We start from the raw sequence: 14787 nt of genomic DNA, 5'->3' as shown, positions 1-14787 counted from the left end.
TCAAACCCGTCGATACCTTGGCCGCCACAACGGCCGAAGGCGTACTATGGCCGCGAGTCTAGAGCGGGCAGGGCGCTTGTCCTATGCCGCAACTGTTCAACGGCACTGGTGTTTTTTGCCAGTCGGGTGATGGGGAGCAAAGCGTTCACATGCGGGAAACGGATTCAGTGGCGGCCTACTTCGTGCGGGCGATGATCCATCGTCTGATGGACAATCCTCAGCGCCTCGCGGCGGTGCTTGAACAGGCCAATATCGACCCGGCGCTGCTCGACCAGCCCACGGCCCGCGTGCCGGCCAGTGCGTTTGCCGCGTTGTGGCTGATCCAGATTCGCGAGCTCGACGACGAATTCTTCGGCCTCGACCGCCACGGCATGCCACCGGGCAGTTTCGCCCTGATCTGCCGCGCGCTGATCCAGGAACCCGACCTGCACAAAGCCCTGCGCCAATGCCTGGCCAACTTCGCCCTGTTCCTCAGCGACTTTCGCGGCACCCTGACGGTGCGCGGCAAGCGTGCGGTCATCAGCCTGCAAACCCGCTCGACCGACCACGACGTCAGCCGCCTCGGCGAAGAAACCTTCCTGGTCCTGATGATCAGTTTGCTGTGCTGGCTCGGCGGGCGCCGCATCCCCATCGACCGTGCGGACTTTCGTCATGCCCGCGTCTCCCTCAGCGACGACCGTCTGCTTTGGGGCCCCAACCTGACCTTCGGCGCCGAACGCACCGAAATCGAATTCGCCAGCTACTACCTGCGACTGCCAGTGGTTCAAGACCTCGCATCCTTGAAAGTGTTCTTACGCACCGCGCCGCAATGGCTGGTGATCCGCTTCCGCAACCAGCACGGCCTCGCGTCCCACGTGCACCAGCGCCTGCGTAACAGCCATTACAGCCAATGGCCCACCCTGCAAGCCTTCGCCCTGGAACAACACCTGAGCCCCAGCACCTTCCGCCGCAAACTGGAGCGCGAGGGCTGTTCGTATCAGGAGATCAAGGACGAGGTGCGGCGCGGGGTGGCGTTTGAACAGTTGCGCCAAAGCAAGGCGAGCATTGGCGATATCGCCGAGCAGTTGGGGTTTCAGGAACCGAGTGCGTTTCACCGGGCGTTCAAGAAGTGGACGGGGGAGAGTCCGGGGCGGTATCGGGCGCGGTTTCAGGGCGAATCCTCCAAGCCCCCGGCGGAGTGTGCTGAATGAGCGCGGCAGTTAACCGTTTCGCCGCGCTGCTCGACCAGGCAAGACGCGCCCTGCAACTGGTCTGGGGCACCTCACGCGGATTGTTCCTCGGCCTGGTCCTCGCCACCCTGATCGCCGGTGTCCTCCCGGCCCTGGCTGCCTGGCTCGGCCAGCGCATTGTCGACGCCGTGGTCACCGCCATGCAGTTGCACGCGCAGCAGGGCAGTGCGCCGTTGTGGCCGGTGGTGCGTTATGTGTTGTTCGAGGCGGGGGTGCTGGCTTTGCTGTCCGGGACGCAACGGGCGTTGTCGGTGCAGCAGTCGTTGTTGCGGGTGCAGTTGGGGCAGAAGGTCAACACGATGATTCTGGAGAAGGCCCAGACGTTATCGCTGGTGCAGTTCGAGAACTCGGAGTTTTACGACAAGTTGGTGCGGGTGCGGCGCGAGGCTTCGACCCGGCCGCTAGCGTTGGTAATGAAGTCGTTGGGGCTGATCCAGAACCTGATTGTGCTGATCAGTTTCGGTGTGTTGCTGGTGCACTTTTCGCCGTGGGCGCTGGTGTTGCTGGTGGTCGGTGCGTTGCCGGTGTTTTTCGCCGAGGCGCATTTCTCCGGGGATGCGTTTCGGCTGTTCACCCGGCGCGCGCCGGAGAGTCGGCAGCAGAGTTACATCGAGACGCTGCTGTCCCACGAGAGCTTTATCAAAGAGGTCAAGCTGTTCGGTTTTGCGCCCTTGCTGTTGCAGCGTTATCGCGACACGTTCAAACGGCTCTACGCCGAAGACCGACGCCTGACGTTACGTCGTGACGGCTGGGGTTTTGTCCTTGGGCTGCTGGGCACCGGGGCGTTTTACCTGGCGTATGCGTGGGTGGTGGTCGATACCGTTCATGGCCAGATCAGCCTCGGGCAGATGACCATGTACCTGGTGCTGTTCAAACAGGGGCAAACCGCTGTCAGCAGTAGCCTCAGCGCGATCAGCGGTCTTTATGAGGATGGTCTTTACCTGTCGGCCCTCTACGAATACCTGGCCGAACCGGTGGTGAGCGATACCGGCCACCTGACCGTGGGCGCGGTGCCCGGCGATGGACTGCGTTTCGAGAACGTCGGCTTCCGCTATCCAGAGGCCAGTCGCGCGGCGCTGGAGGGCATCGACCTGCACCTGGTGCCCGGCCGCAGCGTGGCACTAGTGGGTGAGAATGGTTCGGGCAAGACCACGCTGATCAAACTGCTGACCCGGCTGTATCGCCCCGATCAGGGTCGCATCCTGCTCGACGGCAGTGACCTGCAAACCTGGGAAGAGGATGCGCTGCGGCGGCGCATCGGCGTGATTTTCCAGGACTACATTCGCTATCAGTTCTCCGTGGGCGAGAACATCGGTGTCGGCGATACCCTGGCCTTCGACGATGAAAAACGCTGGAAAGAAGCGGCGGCCGAAGGCATGGCCGCGCCCTTTATCGAAGGGCTGGATCGCGGTTACGCCACGCAACTGGGGCGCTGGTTTGCCGGGGGGCAGGAGCTGTCCGGCGGGCAATGGCAGAAGATCGCCTTGTCCCGCGCCTACATGCGCCGTGATGCCGACATACTGATTCTGGACGAACCGACCTCAGCCCTCGACCCGGCGGCGGAAGCGGCGGTGTTCGCGCATTTCAGTGAGCACACCCAGGGCCGCATGACCTTGCTGATCTCCCACCGCTTTTCCAGTGTGCGCAACGCCGACCACATCATCGTGCTGGATCAGGGCACGATCCTGGAGCGTGGCGATCACGACAGCCTGGTGGCGGCGGGCGGGCGTTATGCGCAGTTGTTCGATTTGCAGGCGCGGGGTTATCGCTAAGCCTTGCGGGCACCTTGAGTCACCGTTGGCCCGGCGACCTGTGCTGGCTTGGCTTTCATCAGGTTGTCGATGGCCTGGCGGTACTGACTGCCGCCCAGGCTCATGCTGTTGTTGTGCGTACCACCGGGCACCAACAGCAGGCGCTTGGGCTCGTTGGCGGCGTTAAACAACTGCTGGCTGAAGCGCGACGGCATGAACGCATCGGCCAGACCGTGGACCACCAGCAATGGCATATCGATGTCGGTGATCTTGTCGATGGAATCGAATTTCTGCGACAGCAGCCAGCGCACCGGCAGGGATTTCACCGGCAGGTTGCTGTCGGCCACTTGCGCGACAGCGTCGCCCAGTGTGGTGAAGGTGGACTCGATCACCAATCCGCGCACTGGCACCGCGACGTGGTCCTTTTTCGCCTGTGTGGCCAGGTCTGCCGCGAGGTCGATGGCCACCGCGCCGCCCAACGAGTGGCCGTAGATCAGGCGTTTGTTCGGGTCCGGTTGCATCGCCTTGAAGCGCTCCCAGGCGACTCGGGCGTCTTCATAAACGCTGGCTTCCGACGGCAGATCGCCCTTGCTCTGGCCAAAGCCGCGGTAGTCGATGGCCAGCACCGAATAGCCCATCGCCCGCAACTGTTCGATGCGGAAGGCCTGGCCGGTGAGGTTCCAGCGCACGCCGTGCAGGTACAGGATCGACGGCGCATCCCGGCGCGCGGCCGGCCACCACCAGGCATGCAGGTTTTGATTGCCCTTGAAACTGGCAGGCTTGATATCGAATTCCTGAACGTCTTGCGGCAAGCCGCGATACCACCCGGCCGTGCCCGGCTCGATGCGGAACAACAACTCGCGCTCTTTGTACTTGAGCACCCCGCAACTCGCCGGCAAACCGACGATCAGCAGCGCCATGCACAACGATGAAAACCAGCGCCGACGCAAGCGGCTCATGAGGGGAGTAAGCATCCAGCAGTCCAGTCGATCAGGGGAAAGCACGGGTTTTAACAGATGCGGGGCGGGGACGGGAATTATTTCGACAGTCGTGTGTGTTGCAGGATCGTTCCCATGCTCTGCGTGGGAATGCCTTCAGGGACGCTCTGCGTTCCAATGGGACGCGGAGCGTCCCGGGCTGCATTCCCACACGGAGCGTGGGAACGATCACCGCCACCTCCCGATCGCACACCGGATTTGCGCAAAGCCGCTCGTCTTTGCTTCCTCATCTACGCAATAAAAAAGATTGAATAATCACACCGAATGTTATTTAAATAACAAAACAACAGCGCCGACGTCAGTCAGGCAAGCCGTATCAAGGTGGGATAGCAATGAGCAAGATCGCAGTCATCGGCAGCAATATGGTGGATCTGATCACCTACATCGACCGCATGCCGGCCCAGGGCGAGACACTGGAAGCTCCGGGGTTTGCCCTCGGTTGCGGCGGCAAGGGCGCTAATCAGGCGGTGGCAGCGGCCAAGCTGGGGGCTGATGTGCTGATGCTGACCAAGGTCGGCGATGACATGTTTGCCGACAACACCCTGGCCAATTTCCAGCGCTTCGGCATCGACACCCGTTACGTGCAGCGTGTGCCCGGCGTGTCCAGCGGCGTGGCACCGATCTTCGTCCAGGCCGATTCCCACAACAGCATCCTCATCGTCAAAGGTGCCAACGCCCATCTCGCCCCGGCCGATATCGACGCCGCCGCGCCAGCCCTGCGCGAATGCACGCTGATCGTGCTGCAACTCGAAATCAATGTGGAAACCGTTTACTACGCCATCGAGTTCGGCCGCGAACACAACATCCCGGTGTTGCTCAACCCGGCACCGGCCTTGGCCGGCCTGAGCCGTGAACACTTGGCCCAACTGGATTTCCTGATACCCAACGAGTCCGAACTGGCGCTGATCAGCGGCCATACCGTCGACTCGCCTGAGTCCGCGCTTAAAGCCGCCAAATCCCTGGTCGCCAGCGGCATCCGCCATGTGATCGTGACCCTCGGCCAGCAGGGTGCGCTGTACGTCGGAGAGGAGGGCGAGTTCCAGATTCCCGGCCTGCGCGTTAACGCCCGTGACACCACCGGTGCCGGCGATGCGTTCATTGGCTGCTTCATCCGGCACTGGAGCCGCGACCGCGATATCCGCGCCGCCATGACCCAGGCCGTGGCCTATTCCGCGTGCTCGGTCACGGGGCTGGGCACCCAGACCTCCTACCCGGATGCCCCTGCATTTGCAGAATTCCAGCGCCAATTCGACGCCTGACGTCGAGCAGATTCACCCCTTAAAACTACCCGGAGAACAACAATGACAAAGCCTCCGCTCCAACAGACGCCCGATGGTTTCTACCTGAACCGCACGCCCTGGTTCGCCTTCATCCTGCTGTGCAGCATTTTCGCGCTGTGGGCGACGGCCGCGAGCATGAACGACGTGCTCATCGCGCATTTCAAGAAAGCCTTTCTGCTCAGCGATTTCCAGACTGCATTCGTGCAGTCGGCGTTCTACCTCGGCTACTTCTTCGTGGCGATTCCGGCGGCGCTGGTGGTTCGGCGTTTCAGCTACAAGACCACCATCCTCATCGGCCTGATGCTCTACATGTTGGGCTGCCTGTTGTTCTTCCCGGCAGCATCGACGGCCAAGTACGGCATGTTCCTGTTGGCGCTGTTCGTGATTGCGGCGGGGCTGTCGTTTCTTGAAACCGCGTGCAACACCTATTCAACGCTGATGGGCCCACGGGAAACCGGTACCCGTCGCCTGAACATCTCCCAGACCTTTCACCCGTTCGGTGCGATGGCCGGGGTGTATGTCGGCAGCTTCGTGATGTTCAAGGACACCGACGCCACCCGCGAGCAGCTCACGCAAATGAGCGCTTCGGACGCGGCGGTCCAGCAGCTGCAAATGATCCAGTCCACCTTGCTGCCGTACAAATGGATGATCGCGGTGCTGGTGCTGATGTTCATCCTGATCGCCATCACCCGTTTCCCCGCGTGCAAAGGCGTGCAAACCGCGAGCAAGAAAACCGCCAGCCTTGGTCAGAGTTTGTCGCGGTTGTGGGGCAACAAGCGTTTCACTTTCGGTGTGCTGGCGCAGTTTCTGTACGTCGGCGCGCAAGTCGGCGTGTGGAGTTTCACCATTCGCCTGGCCATGCAATTGGGCGGGATGAACGAGCGCAGCGCCTCGTGGTTCCTGCTGACGACCTTCGCCGCGTATTTCATCGGCAAACTGATCGCCAACGTGCTGATGCGCAAACTGCACCCGGCCAAGGTGTTGGCGGTGTATGGCGTGCTGTGCATTGTGTTGCTGGCCTACACCATTCTGGTGCCGAACATCACCGCGGTGTATGCGGCGGTCGGTGTGAGCGTGTTCCTTGGCCCGTGCTGGCCGACCATTTATGGCCTGACCATCGATGGCCTCGGTGAAGACACCGGCGTCGGCGGTTCGCTGCTGGTGATGAGCATCGTCGGTGGCGGGGTGATTCCGATCTTCCAGGGCCTGCTCTCCGATTACAGCGGCGGCAACATGCAACTGGCTTATAGCGTGCCGTTGCTGTGCTTCATCGTGATTGTCGCTTACGCGGTGCGTTGCCTGCGTCATTCCGCCAGCGAACGTGCACCGGTGGGTGCGGCGGTGACTTCATGAGCACGCGGATCAATCTCTACCCGGCGCTGTTTAGTGAAGCGCCGAAGACGCTGCTGGAATCCGAGCATTTCAAGGTCAGCGCCAGCACTTATCCCAGCGGCGTGTTGGCGCTGGAAATGAGTAACAGTCGCGGAAAACTGGTGGTGCTGCCGTATCAGGGCCAGATGATCTGGGACGCGGTGTTCGACGGCCGGGACCTGACCATGAGCAACCTGTTCAGCCAGCCCAGACCGAGCCCGACAGTGATCGGCACCTACGGCTGTTTCATGTTCCACAGCGGCCTGTTGCGCAATGGTTGCCCGACACCCGAAGACGATCATCCATTGCACGGCGAGATGCCGTGCGCGGCGATGGATCGTGCCTGGCTGGAAATCGGCGAAGACAGCGACGGACCCTTCCTGCGATTGGGCGGCGAGTACGAATACGCCCAGGGTTTTGGCGACCGTTATCTGGCCAGTCCGAGCGTCACCTTGCGTGCCGATTCGGGCTTGTTCGACATTGCTATGACCGTGACCAACCTGGCCGGCAAACCCATGGACCTGATGTACATGGCCCACATGAATTACGCCTACGTCGAGGGCGCGCGGTTTATCGAGCCGTTGGGATTCGAAAAAGTACGCCTGCGCAGCAGCGTGCCGGCCCACGTCAAGCCGACCCCGGCCTGGAGCCGATACATGGAGCAGTTGGCGCTGGAGCCGGAACAGTTCCGTTGCCTGGATCGCCCAGACCTCTACGACCCGGAGATCGTATTTTTCTTCGATGGCGTGCACGCCGATGCAAACGGCGATGCGCATTTCCTGCTGAGTCACCCGGACGGGGCCGCGTTCTACACCCGCTATCGCCCCGACCAGTTCGATCACGCCGCGCGCTGGATTCTGCACAACGCCGATCAGCAAGTGGCGGCGTTCATCTTGCCCGCCACCTGCGAGCCGGAAGGCTATCGCGCCGAGTCCGCCAAGGGCCATGTGCGCGCATTGGCGGCGGGGGAGACGGCGGCGTTCAAGGTCACCACCGGTTATCTGAACAAGGCCGAGCAACAGGCCTTGATCAGATAATCAACTGAGCGCCGCTGGCCACAATCGCATCGCAATAGGCCTTGGGGATTTTCTTGTCGCTGACCACGTACTGGAAATCCTCAAGGGCGGCGAAATGCGCGGTGCGCACGGTGTCGAACTTGCTGTGGTCGGCCAGCAGCAACCGTTGTTGCGCCTGGCGCAGGACCTTCTGCTTGACCTCCACTTCATTGAAGTTGAAGCAGGTCACGCCGAAGTCCTGGCTGACCCCGGCGGCGGAGACAAAGGCCCAGGTCAGGCGCACGCTATCGAGGATGCCGAATTCGGTCTGGTTCTCGAACACCTGGTTCTTGCGATGGAACGTGCCGCCGCAAACCACGATGTGGCAGTTGGGCTTTTGCGACAGTTTGAGCAGCACGTTCAGGGAGTTGCACACGGCGGTGAATTCGAGCTCGTCGGGGATGAAATCCACCACGAACGGCGTGGTGGTGCCGCAATCGAAAAACACCGTGTCGCCGGGCTGGATAAACCGCGCGGCGAGTTTGCCGATGCGGCGTTTCTCTTCGACATGCCGGGTGTCCTGTTCGGCCACGCGGTAATCGGCGGGTTCGTTGCCGTCGTGGATTTTGGTGATGTAGCCGCCGAGCAGGCGCAGGTGGTCGGTGTACTTGGTCAGGTCGCGGCGCAGGGTCATCTCCGACACGTCCAGCAACGCGGCCATTTCGCGCAGGTGAATGGCGCTCTGGTCTTGCAGGGCTTGTTGAATCAGCTTGAGACGCTCGGCTTTTTTACTGTCCACAGGCATTCCGGGGTTGATTGTTGATGTTATTTAAGTAACATTAATTGTGAGTTTTGTAACGTTTTTGCGCAAATGATCCTCGATTGTGGCGCAGGGGCATTTGAATATACAAACAGGAGTTTTTGCGATGGCCCATCTCCCACCCCAGGCACTGGCGCAGTACATCGATCACACCTTGCTGGCGCCGGACGCCAGCCGCGAACAAATCGCCACCCTGTGCCGCGAGGCGGCGGAACATGGCTTCTATTCGGTGTGTGTGAATTCCGGGCAAGTGCCCCTCGCTTCGCAGTGCCTGACAGGGCACAGCGTCAAGGTTTGCGCAGTGATTGGCTTTCCGCTGGGTGCCGGTTTGAGTGACACCAAGGCCTTCGAAGCCGAGCGGGCGATTGCCGCTGGCGCTGGCGAGATTGACATGGTGTTGAACATCGGCTGGCTGAAGGATGGTCTGTTCGCCGAGGTGCAGGACGACATTGCCCAGGTCAAACAGGCCTGCGGCAGTGTGCCGCTGAAAGTCATCCTGGAAACCTGCCTGCTCACCGACGCCGAGAAAGTGAAGGCCTGCGAAATCTGTCGCGAGCTGAACGTCGCCTTCGTCAAGACCTCCACCGGTTTCAGCCGCAGTGGCGCCACCGTCGAAGACGTTGCCCTGATGCGCCGCACCGTGGGTGCGGACATCGGAGTCAAGGCCTCGGGCGGCGTGCGCGATTACCCGACCGCCCTGGCGATGATCGAGGCCGGTGCGACCCGCTTGGGCAGCAGCTCCGGCATCGCGATCATCGGTGGCGCGCAGTCGGCGGGAGAGGGTTACTGATCCATTTTCAAGACGATCTTGCCGATGTGATCGCCAGCTTCCATCCGCGCATGGGCTTGCGACGCATCGGTAAACGGGTAGACCTTGTCGATCATCGGCAGGCAACGCCCGGCCGACAGTACCGGCCACACGTATTCGTACAACCCTTGGGCGATGGCGGCTTTTTCTTCCTGGGTCCGCGAGCGCAGCAGTGAGCCGGTGATGATCGCGCGTTTGGCCATGATCGCCAGCAGGTCGACGTCCTTGGCGTGGGCGCCACCGAGGAAGCCGAGCATCACCAGCCGACCTTCCATGGCCAGGGCGGCAACGTTGTTGTTGAAGTACGAGCCGCCCATGATGTCGAGGATCACATTCACCCCTTTGCCGGCGGTTTTTTCGGCGATGACCTGGGCGAAATCCTGGTCGCGATAGTTGATCGCCTTGGCCCCGAGTTTACGGATCGCCTCGCATTTTTCCTCGCTGCCAGCGGTGGCGAATGCCTCGACGCCAAACTCGCGGCAGAGCATCAGCGCAGTGGTGCCGATGCCGCTGGTGCCGCCGTGGATCAAGGCGCGCTGGCCTTTGCTGGCGCCGCCCATTTCAAACAGGTTGGCCCAGACCGTGAAGAAGGTTTCCGGGATGGCGGCGGCTTGAATCCAGTCCATGTCATCGGGGATGGGCAACGTCTGGCTGGCCGGGGCGACGCAATATTGCGCGTAGCCGCCGCCGTTGGTCAGGGCGCAGACCTTGTCGCCCAGCACAAACTCACTGACCCCTTTGCCGATCGCCACCACTTCACCCGCCACTTCCAGGCCGGGAATCGGGCTCATGCCGGGTTTCATCGGGTACTTGCCGGCGCGCTGGATCACGTCCGGGCGATTTACCCCGGCGGCGTGGACGCGGATCAGCACTTCACCGGCGGCAACCGTGGGCATGGACACGTCCTTCGGTTGCAGGACCTCGGGGCCGCCGGGTTGGGTGATTTCGATCAGGGTCATGGTTTGGGGCAGGGTCATGTTCGGGTTCCTGTGGTGAATGGATTAATAAATGGGACCGTATGTGGTTGCTGAAGATCAAAAGATCGCAGCCTCGTTTCACTCGACAGCTACACACTCCTACATGGGATTGCAGTTCAATGTAGGAGCTTGCGATTTTTTGATCTTGGTCAAACGCATTGCCAACTCCAAAACCAATGCAACCACAATGGCCCCGCAGGCAATCACAAACAACAACGCGTGATGCCCGCCGCTGGCATTGAATATCGCCGAATAGGCAAACCCGGTCAGGGCCTGGAACGTGGCAAACGACACCGTGGCACGGCTCCAGGCCATTTGCTGTTGATGGTGATTGGGCACCAGTTCATGCACCCGGGCCAACGCCAGCGGCACGATGCCCGGCGGGAACGAACCGAGGATCACCGCCAGCAACGCCAGGGCCAGGAATGAACTGGAAACCGCCAGCGACGCCAACGCAATCGCCTGCACCACCAGCACAATCCGAATGCTCAACCGTGCGCCGAGTTTGTCGGCGAGAAAACCATAGCTCACCGGCCCGACAATCGCCCCCAGGCCATACATGACCCAGATCAGCGCACCCACATGCGCTCCGGCGCCGAGGCCGCGAGCGACGAAGTCCACCAGGAACACCATCGCTGGCACCAGGCCCGCCGCCATGAAGGCATATTGCGCGAACAGTAGATAAAGGCCTGGCGGGGTGGGCGATTTCACGCTGTCGCTGTTCACCGGTGCAGCGTGTTGAGTGGTCGGCCAGCCAAACCAGCTCGCGGCGGTCAACACCAGCGCCAGCAAGCCGAGGCCGAACCAGGTGTTCTGCAAACCCAGGCTCAGCAGCGGCGGCACAATCGTCCCTGAACCGGCAATGCCCAAACCGATACCGAGGAAAATCGCGCCACTGGCCAAGCCTCGACGGGACACCGGCACATGGGGCAACACGGTCGCCGCCACCAACACCATGATCGCGCCACCGGCAACCCCCGACAGCAGGCGCCAGCCGAAGAACCAGCTCACCGACAATGGAAAGCCACAGGCAAAAAACGACAGCGTCACCGCGAGCATCATCAGGCGCAGGGCGGTGCTGTTGCCCACCCGTCGGGCTAGGGGATGACCGATCAACGCGCCGATCAGGTAACCGACGAGGTTGGCGGCCCCGAGGTACACCACGTCATTGGCGGAAAACCATTGGGCCTGGATCAACGATGGAATCAACGGTGTGTAGGCAAAACGCGCCAGGCCGATGCTGACCAGGCTGGCGCAGAGGCCGGCGAAGATCGGCAGCCAGATGGCGCTGGGCGGGGTGGTGGATGTGCTGTGCATGAGAACGTTCCTGTGAGGTTATCTCTGGCCTCCAGCCTATCGAGGTTTATTGATGCAGTAATGCAGCGATTTCGCGCTACAGTGATGCGAATATGCAGTGGCAGGGAAATCGTATGAATTGGGATGATGCGCGGGTGTTTCTGGCGGTTTGCCGGGAATCGACGCTCAGGGGCGCGGCGCGGGTGCTGGGGGTCGATCAGGCCACGGTCGGGCGGCGGGTCACGGCGTTGGAAAAGTCGTTGAGCGCGACGTTGTTCCTGCGTACCTCCGAAGGTTACGCGCTGACGGCGGTGGGCGAAGCGGCGTTGCAGGCCGTGGAAAAAATGGAGGTGTCGGCGTTGGAGTTGCAGCGGCAAATCCAGGGCCTGGATGATCGGCTGACGGGCACCGTGCGCGTCAGTACTACCGATTCATTGGCCATCGATTTCCTGATCCCGGCGATTGCCCGGTTGCACGAACAACACCCTGACGTGCAGGTGCAATTGGACGCGTCCACGCAGATGATCAGCCTGGCCAAGCGCGAAGCCGATATCGCGGTGCGCAACGCCCGGCCGGACAACCCCGACCTGATCGCCCGACGCATTGCGCGCTGGCCGGTGGGGCTGTTTGCCTCCCAAGGCTATGTGGACGCCCATGGCGTGCCCGAACCGGGTTCGGCGTTTGCAGGGCATGATGTGGTGGTGTATCAGCCGTATCTGGCGGGCAACAAGGAGATGACGCTGGTGTCGGAACCGCTGACGCGCGGGCGGATAGTGTCGAGCCTGGGGTCCGGGTTGTTGGTGCGTCGATCCATCGCCGCGGGGATCGGGGTTGGCGAGATTCCGGTGTACATGGGCGAGCGGGACGGGCTGGTGCGGTTGTGGCCGGAACGTACGCGCCCGGTGCCCTATGACGTGTGGCTGGTGACCCATGCGGATCTGCGGCATACGGCGCGGGTGAGGGCGGTGATTGATGAAATCGTCGCCGGGTTTTCCGGTACAGGCGAATAACCCCGTAGCAGCTGTCGAGCCCCGGCGAGGCTGCGTCCGACGGCGAAGCCGTCGTCAATCCGGCCACCTCGGTTTACCTGAAACACCGCGATGGCTGATTTTACGACGGCTTCGCCGTCGGACGCAGCCTCGCTGGGGCTCGACAGCTGCTACGGGGGCATGTTGCTGTTACGGCATTTCCGGCAATTCCTGCGGCCGCAAATCAAACACCAACACTTCGGCATCCACGCCGTTGCTCAAGCTCAGCACCTGCTCCTCGCGAACCCGCACACCATCGCCTTCCTGCAATGGCACGCCATTGAGTTCAACACTGCCGCGCGCCACATGCACGTAGGCATACCGGTTAGCCGCCAATTCCAGCGTGGCGCTTTCCTTGCCGTCGAACAGCCCGGCATACACCCGCGCATCCTGGCGCACCGACAGCGAACCCTTGGCCCCGTCCGGGGAGATGATCAGTGCCAGGCGTCCACGTTTTTTCTGGGTGCTGAAGTGCTCTTGCTGATAACGCGGTTTGGCGCCGCTGACCTCAGGCACGATCCAGATTTGCAGGAAGTGCACGCCACGGGTCGCCGAGTGGTTGTACTCGCTGTGCGCCACGCCGCTGCCGGCGCTCATCAATTGCACATCGCCGGGGCGGATCACCGAACCGGTGCCCAGGGTGTCCTTGTGTTCCAGGGCACCTTCGAGCACATAGGAGAAAATCTCCATGTCGCGGTGCGGGTGCTGGCCAAAGCCTTTGCCGGCCGCCACGCGGTCATCGTTGATCACCAACAGGTCGGAAAAACCCTGCTCTTTCGGGTTGCGATAGTTGGCGAAGGAAAAGGTGTGGAAGGACTTCAACCAACCGTGATTGGCTGCGCCGCGATCCGAGGCTTTGCGAAGGGTCAGCATGATGAAATCTCCTGTCAGGACGTGAATTCGTCCGAGTGAGGAGAAGGTTAATGGTTACTGGTGGATGCAATAAGTAGATGGAAATTGAAATACTGTCTCGCTCAGGTTGACAGTTTTGTGGGCGGGGTCACGTATTCTCATCCGACACAATCGCCACACTTGGCCATAATGCACACCACACAAATCCTGTTAACAGGCAGCGGGAATATTCTCTTTTTATGACTTTGATGATGTTGAACCCATGAAAACCGTGGCAATGGTGCTGTTCCCCAACTTTCTGCTGCTCGACATGGCCGGGCCGATGGAGGTGTTTTCCATCGCCAACCGTTATCTGCCACCGGACGATCACTACGTGTTGTCGATGATCGGCACCGAGCACGGTCCGTTGCGCGCGTCCAACGGCGTTAATGTCCAGGCCGATCTGCACATCGATCAGGCCAGCGAACACTACGACCTGTTGCTGATCCCCGGCGGCCCCGGTGCCTATAACGACAAACCGCAACACTTGCTGACGTGGCTGCGGGGCGCCGTCACCCGCGCCGAGCGCTACGGCTCGATCTGCACCGGCGCCTTCGTGCTCGGGCATGCCGGGTTGCTTGACGGCTATCGCGTCACCACCCATTGGCACTACACCGAACGGTTGATCAAAGGCTTTCCGAAGGCGATGGTCGAGACCGATCAAATCTACGTCGAGGACCGCAACCTGATTACCTCAGGCGGCGTCACTGCCGGCATCGACCTGGCGTTGGCGGTGGTCGCCCAGGACCACAGCAAAAAAGTCGCCCAGGACGTGGCCAAAGTGCTGCTGGTGGTGATGAAACGCCAGGGCGGGCAGGCGCAGTTCAGTCCCTTGCTGGCCACGGTCGCCCCCCAGGAAACGCCCATCACCCGCGTGCAGAACTACGTGCTCGAACACCTCGACGAAGCCTTCAGCATCGAGCGCATGGCGGGCCTGGCGAACATGAGTTCGCGACACTTCGCCCGGCTGTTTGCCCGCGAGGTGAACATGACGCCCATGGAGTTCCTGCAAAGTGCGCGCATCGACCATGCCCGGCAACTGCTGGAAACCAGCGATGCACCGCTCAAGACCGTGGCCTACAAAAGCGGCTTCGGCAGCGTGCGGCACATGCGGTTTCTGTTCAGTGAAAAACTCGGTTTGACCCCCGCGCAGTACCGCGAACAGTTCAGCTAGAGCCTCCGTGTCTGTATTGCGCACCGTGATGTCCGTGTCGCGCCCCGCGCGGTCGTTGTGCGGTCATCGATGCCTGCCAAGATACCGGTGAACTCTTTGCGATGGAGATGCGGGAGCCTGGTTGGACGTGCGCTACGGAATTTGCAGTACCTTGAGCCCGACCCGGTTT

13 protein-coding genes are annotated in these 14787 nt (G+C 61.5%); 8 read left to right on the top strand and 5 right to left on the bottom strand.

Annotated elements, in window-relative coordinates; translation table 11 throughout:
• Positions 1-149: 149 nt before the first annotated feature.
• Positions 150-1190, top strand: coding sequence for an AraC family transcriptional regulator (locus tag HKK53_RS08780; protein ID WP_169374211.1), 1041 nt, complete (start codon positions 150-152; stop codon positions 1188-1190).
• Positions 1187-3001 (top strand): ABC transporter ATP-binding protein, encoded by a 1815-nt coding sequence (locus tag HKK53_RS08775; protein WP_169370495.1) that lies wholly within the window; start codon positions 1187-1189, stop codon positions 2999-3001. Before HKK53_RS08780 ends, HKK53_RS08775 begins: the two co-directional genes overlap by 4 nt.
• Here HKK53_RS08775 and HKK53_RS08770 read toward each other — a convergent pair.
• The gene (locus HKK53_RS08770) at positions 2998-3954 is read right to left on the bottom strand and encodes an alpha/beta hydrolase (protein ID WP_169370494.1); all 957 of its coding nucleotides are present in this window, start codon (positions 3952-3954) and stop codon (positions 2998-3000) included. The two genes, HKK53_RS08775 and HKK53_RS08770, sit on opposite strands and share 4 nt — an antisense overlap.
• A gap of 356 nt (positions 3955-4310) precedes the next feature.
• Here HKK53_RS08770 and rbsK point away from each other — a divergent pair, with 356 nt between their 5' ends.
• The 3 genes from rbsK to HKK53_RS08755 are packed head-to-tail and all read left to right on the top strand — an operon-like array spanning position 4311 to position 7666.
• A complete protein-coding gene (rbsK, locus tag HKK53_RS08765) occupies positions 4311-5237 on the top strand; it encodes a ribokinase (protein ID WP_169370493.1) in 927 nt (308 codons plus the stop codon).
• A gap of 42 nt (positions 5238-5279) precedes the next feature.
• Positions 5280-6611 (top strand): L-fucose:H+ symporter permease, encoded by a 1332-nt coding sequence (gene fucP, locus HKK53_RS08760; protein ID WP_169370492.1) that lies wholly within the window; start codon positions 5280-5282, stop codon positions 6609-6611.
• On the top strand, positions 6608-7666 hold the full coding sequence (locus HKK53_RS08755; protein ID WP_169370491.1) for an aldose 1-epimerase family protein: 1059 nt from the start codon (positions 6608-6610) through the stop codon (positions 7664-7666). The genes fucP and HKK53_RS08755 overlap by 4 nt, the downstream gene beginning before the upstream one ends.
• Here the strand turns inward: HKK53_RS08755 and deoR are convergent.
• Positions 7659-8423: a DNA-binding transcriptional repressor DeoR gene (gene deoR, locus HKK53_RS08750; protein ID WP_169370490.1), complete on the bottom strand. Its 765-nt coding sequence runs from the start codon at positions 8421-8423 to the stop codon at positions 7659-7661. The two genes, HKK53_RS08755 and deoR, sit on opposite strands and share 8 nt — an antisense overlap.
• Positions 8424-8550: 127 nt before the next feature.
• Between deoR and deoC the strand changes: the two genes are divergently transcribed.
• On the top strand, positions 8551-9234 hold the full coding sequence (gene deoC, locus HKK53_RS08745) for a deoxyribose-phosphate aldolase (protein WP_169370489.1): 684 nt from the start codon (positions 8551-8553) through the stop codon (positions 9232-9234).
• On the opposite strand, the gene HKK53_RS08740 is transcribed toward deoC, so the two are convergent.
• Together HKK53_RS08740 and HKK53_RS08735 are read right to left on the bottom strand one after the other, a co-directional pair.
• Positions 9228-10229, bottom strand: a complete 1002-nt coding sequence (locus HKK53_RS08740; RefSeq protein ID WP_169370488.1) for an NAD(P)H-quinone oxidoreductase — start codon at positions 10227-10229, stop codon at positions 9228-9230. The genes deoC and HKK53_RS08740 overlap by 7 nt on opposite strands.
• A 99-nt stretch (positions 10230-10328) precedes the next feature.
• Complete coding sequence (locus HKK53_RS08735; RefSeq protein WP_169370487.1) at positions 10329-11546, bottom strand: YbfB/YjiJ family MFS transporter; 1218 nt, start codon at positions 11544-11546, stop codon at positions 10329-10331.
• A gap of 113 nt (positions 11547-11659) precedes the next feature.
• Between HKK53_RS08735 and HKK53_RS08730 the strand changes: the two genes are divergently transcribed.
• Positions 11660-12535 (top strand): LysR family transcriptional regulator, encoded by an 876-nt coding sequence (locus HKK53_RS08730; RefSeq protein WP_169370486.1) that lies wholly within the window; start codon positions 11660-11662, stop codon positions 12533-12535.
• 168 nt (positions 12536-12703) lie between these two features.
• On the opposite strand, the gene HKK53_RS08725 is transcribed toward HKK53_RS08730, so the two are convergent.
• Complete coding sequence (locus HKK53_RS08725; protein ID WP_169370485.1) at positions 12704-13426, bottom strand: pirin family protein; 723 nt, start codon at positions 13424-13426, stop codon at positions 12704-12706.
• A 241-nt stretch (positions 13427-13667) separates the two neighbouring features.
• On the opposite strand from HKK53_RS08725, the gene HKK53_RS08720 reads away from it, so the two are divergent.
• Entirely contained in the window at positions 13668-14618 is a 951-nt protein-coding gene (locus HKK53_RS08720; protein WP_169370484.1) for a GlxA family transcriptional regulator, read from the top strand.
• Positions 14619-14787: the final 169 nt, after the last annotated feature.

Origin of the sequence: Pseudomonas sp. ADAK7 (assembly GCF_012935675.1) — a bacterium.
Taxonomy (GTDB): Bacteria; Pseudomonadota; Gammaproteobacteria; order Pseudomonadales; family Pseudomonadaceae; genus Aquipseudomonas.
This window is presented reverse-complemented; position numbering and strand designations above follow the sequence as displayed.

Excerpts from the sequence above, each read along its gene's own strand:
- HKK53_RS08780 (WP_169374211.1), top strand. The coding sequence starts at position 150 with ATGCGGGAAACGGATTCAGTGGCGGCCTACTTCGTGCGGGCGATGATC.
- HKK53_RS08775 (WP_169370495.1), top strand. The coding sequence starts at position 1,187 with ATGAGCGCGGCAGTTAACCGTTTCGCCGCGCTGCTCGACCAGGCAAGA.
- HKK53_RS08770 (WP_169370494.1), bottom strand. The coding sequence starts at position 3,954 with ATGCTTACTCCCCTCATGAGCCGCTTGCGTCGGCGCTGGTTTTCATCG.
- rbsK (WP_169370493.1), top strand. The coding sequence starts at position 4,311 with ATGAGCAAGATCGCAGTCATCGGCAGCAATATGGTGGATCTGATCACC.
- fucP (WP_169370492.1), top strand. The coding sequence starts at position 5,280 with ATGACAAAGCCTCCGCTCCAACAGACGCCCGATGGTTTCTACCTGAAC.
- HKK53_RS08755 (WP_169370491.1), top strand. The coding sequence starts at position 6,608 with ATGAGCACGCGGATCAATCTCTACCCGGCGCTGTTTAGTGAAGCGCCG.
- deoC (WP_169370489.1), top strand. The coding sequence starts at position 8,551 with ATGGCCCATCTCCCACCCCAGGCACTGGCGCAGTACATCGATCACACC.
- HKK53_RS08740 (WP_169370488.1), bottom strand. The coding sequence starts at position 10,229 with ATGACCCTGCCCCAAACCATGACCCTGATCGAAATCACCCAACCCGGC.
- HKK53_RS08735 (WP_169370487.1), bottom strand. The coding sequence starts at position 11,546 with ATGCACAGCACATCCACCACCCCGCCCAGCGCCATCTGGCTGCCGATC.
- HKK53_RS08730 (WP_169370486.1), top strand. The coding sequence starts at position 11,660 with ATGAATTGGGATGATGCGCGGGTGTTTCTGGCGGTTTGCCGGGAATCG.
- HKK53_RS08725 (WP_169370485.1), bottom strand. The coding sequence starts at position 13,426 with ATGCTGACCCTTCGCAAAGCCTCGGATCGCGGCGCAGCCAATCACGGT.
- HKK53_RS08720 (WP_169370484.1), top strand. The coding sequence starts at position 13,668 with ATGAAAACCGTGGCAATGGTGCTGTTCCCCAACTTTCTGCTGCTCGAC.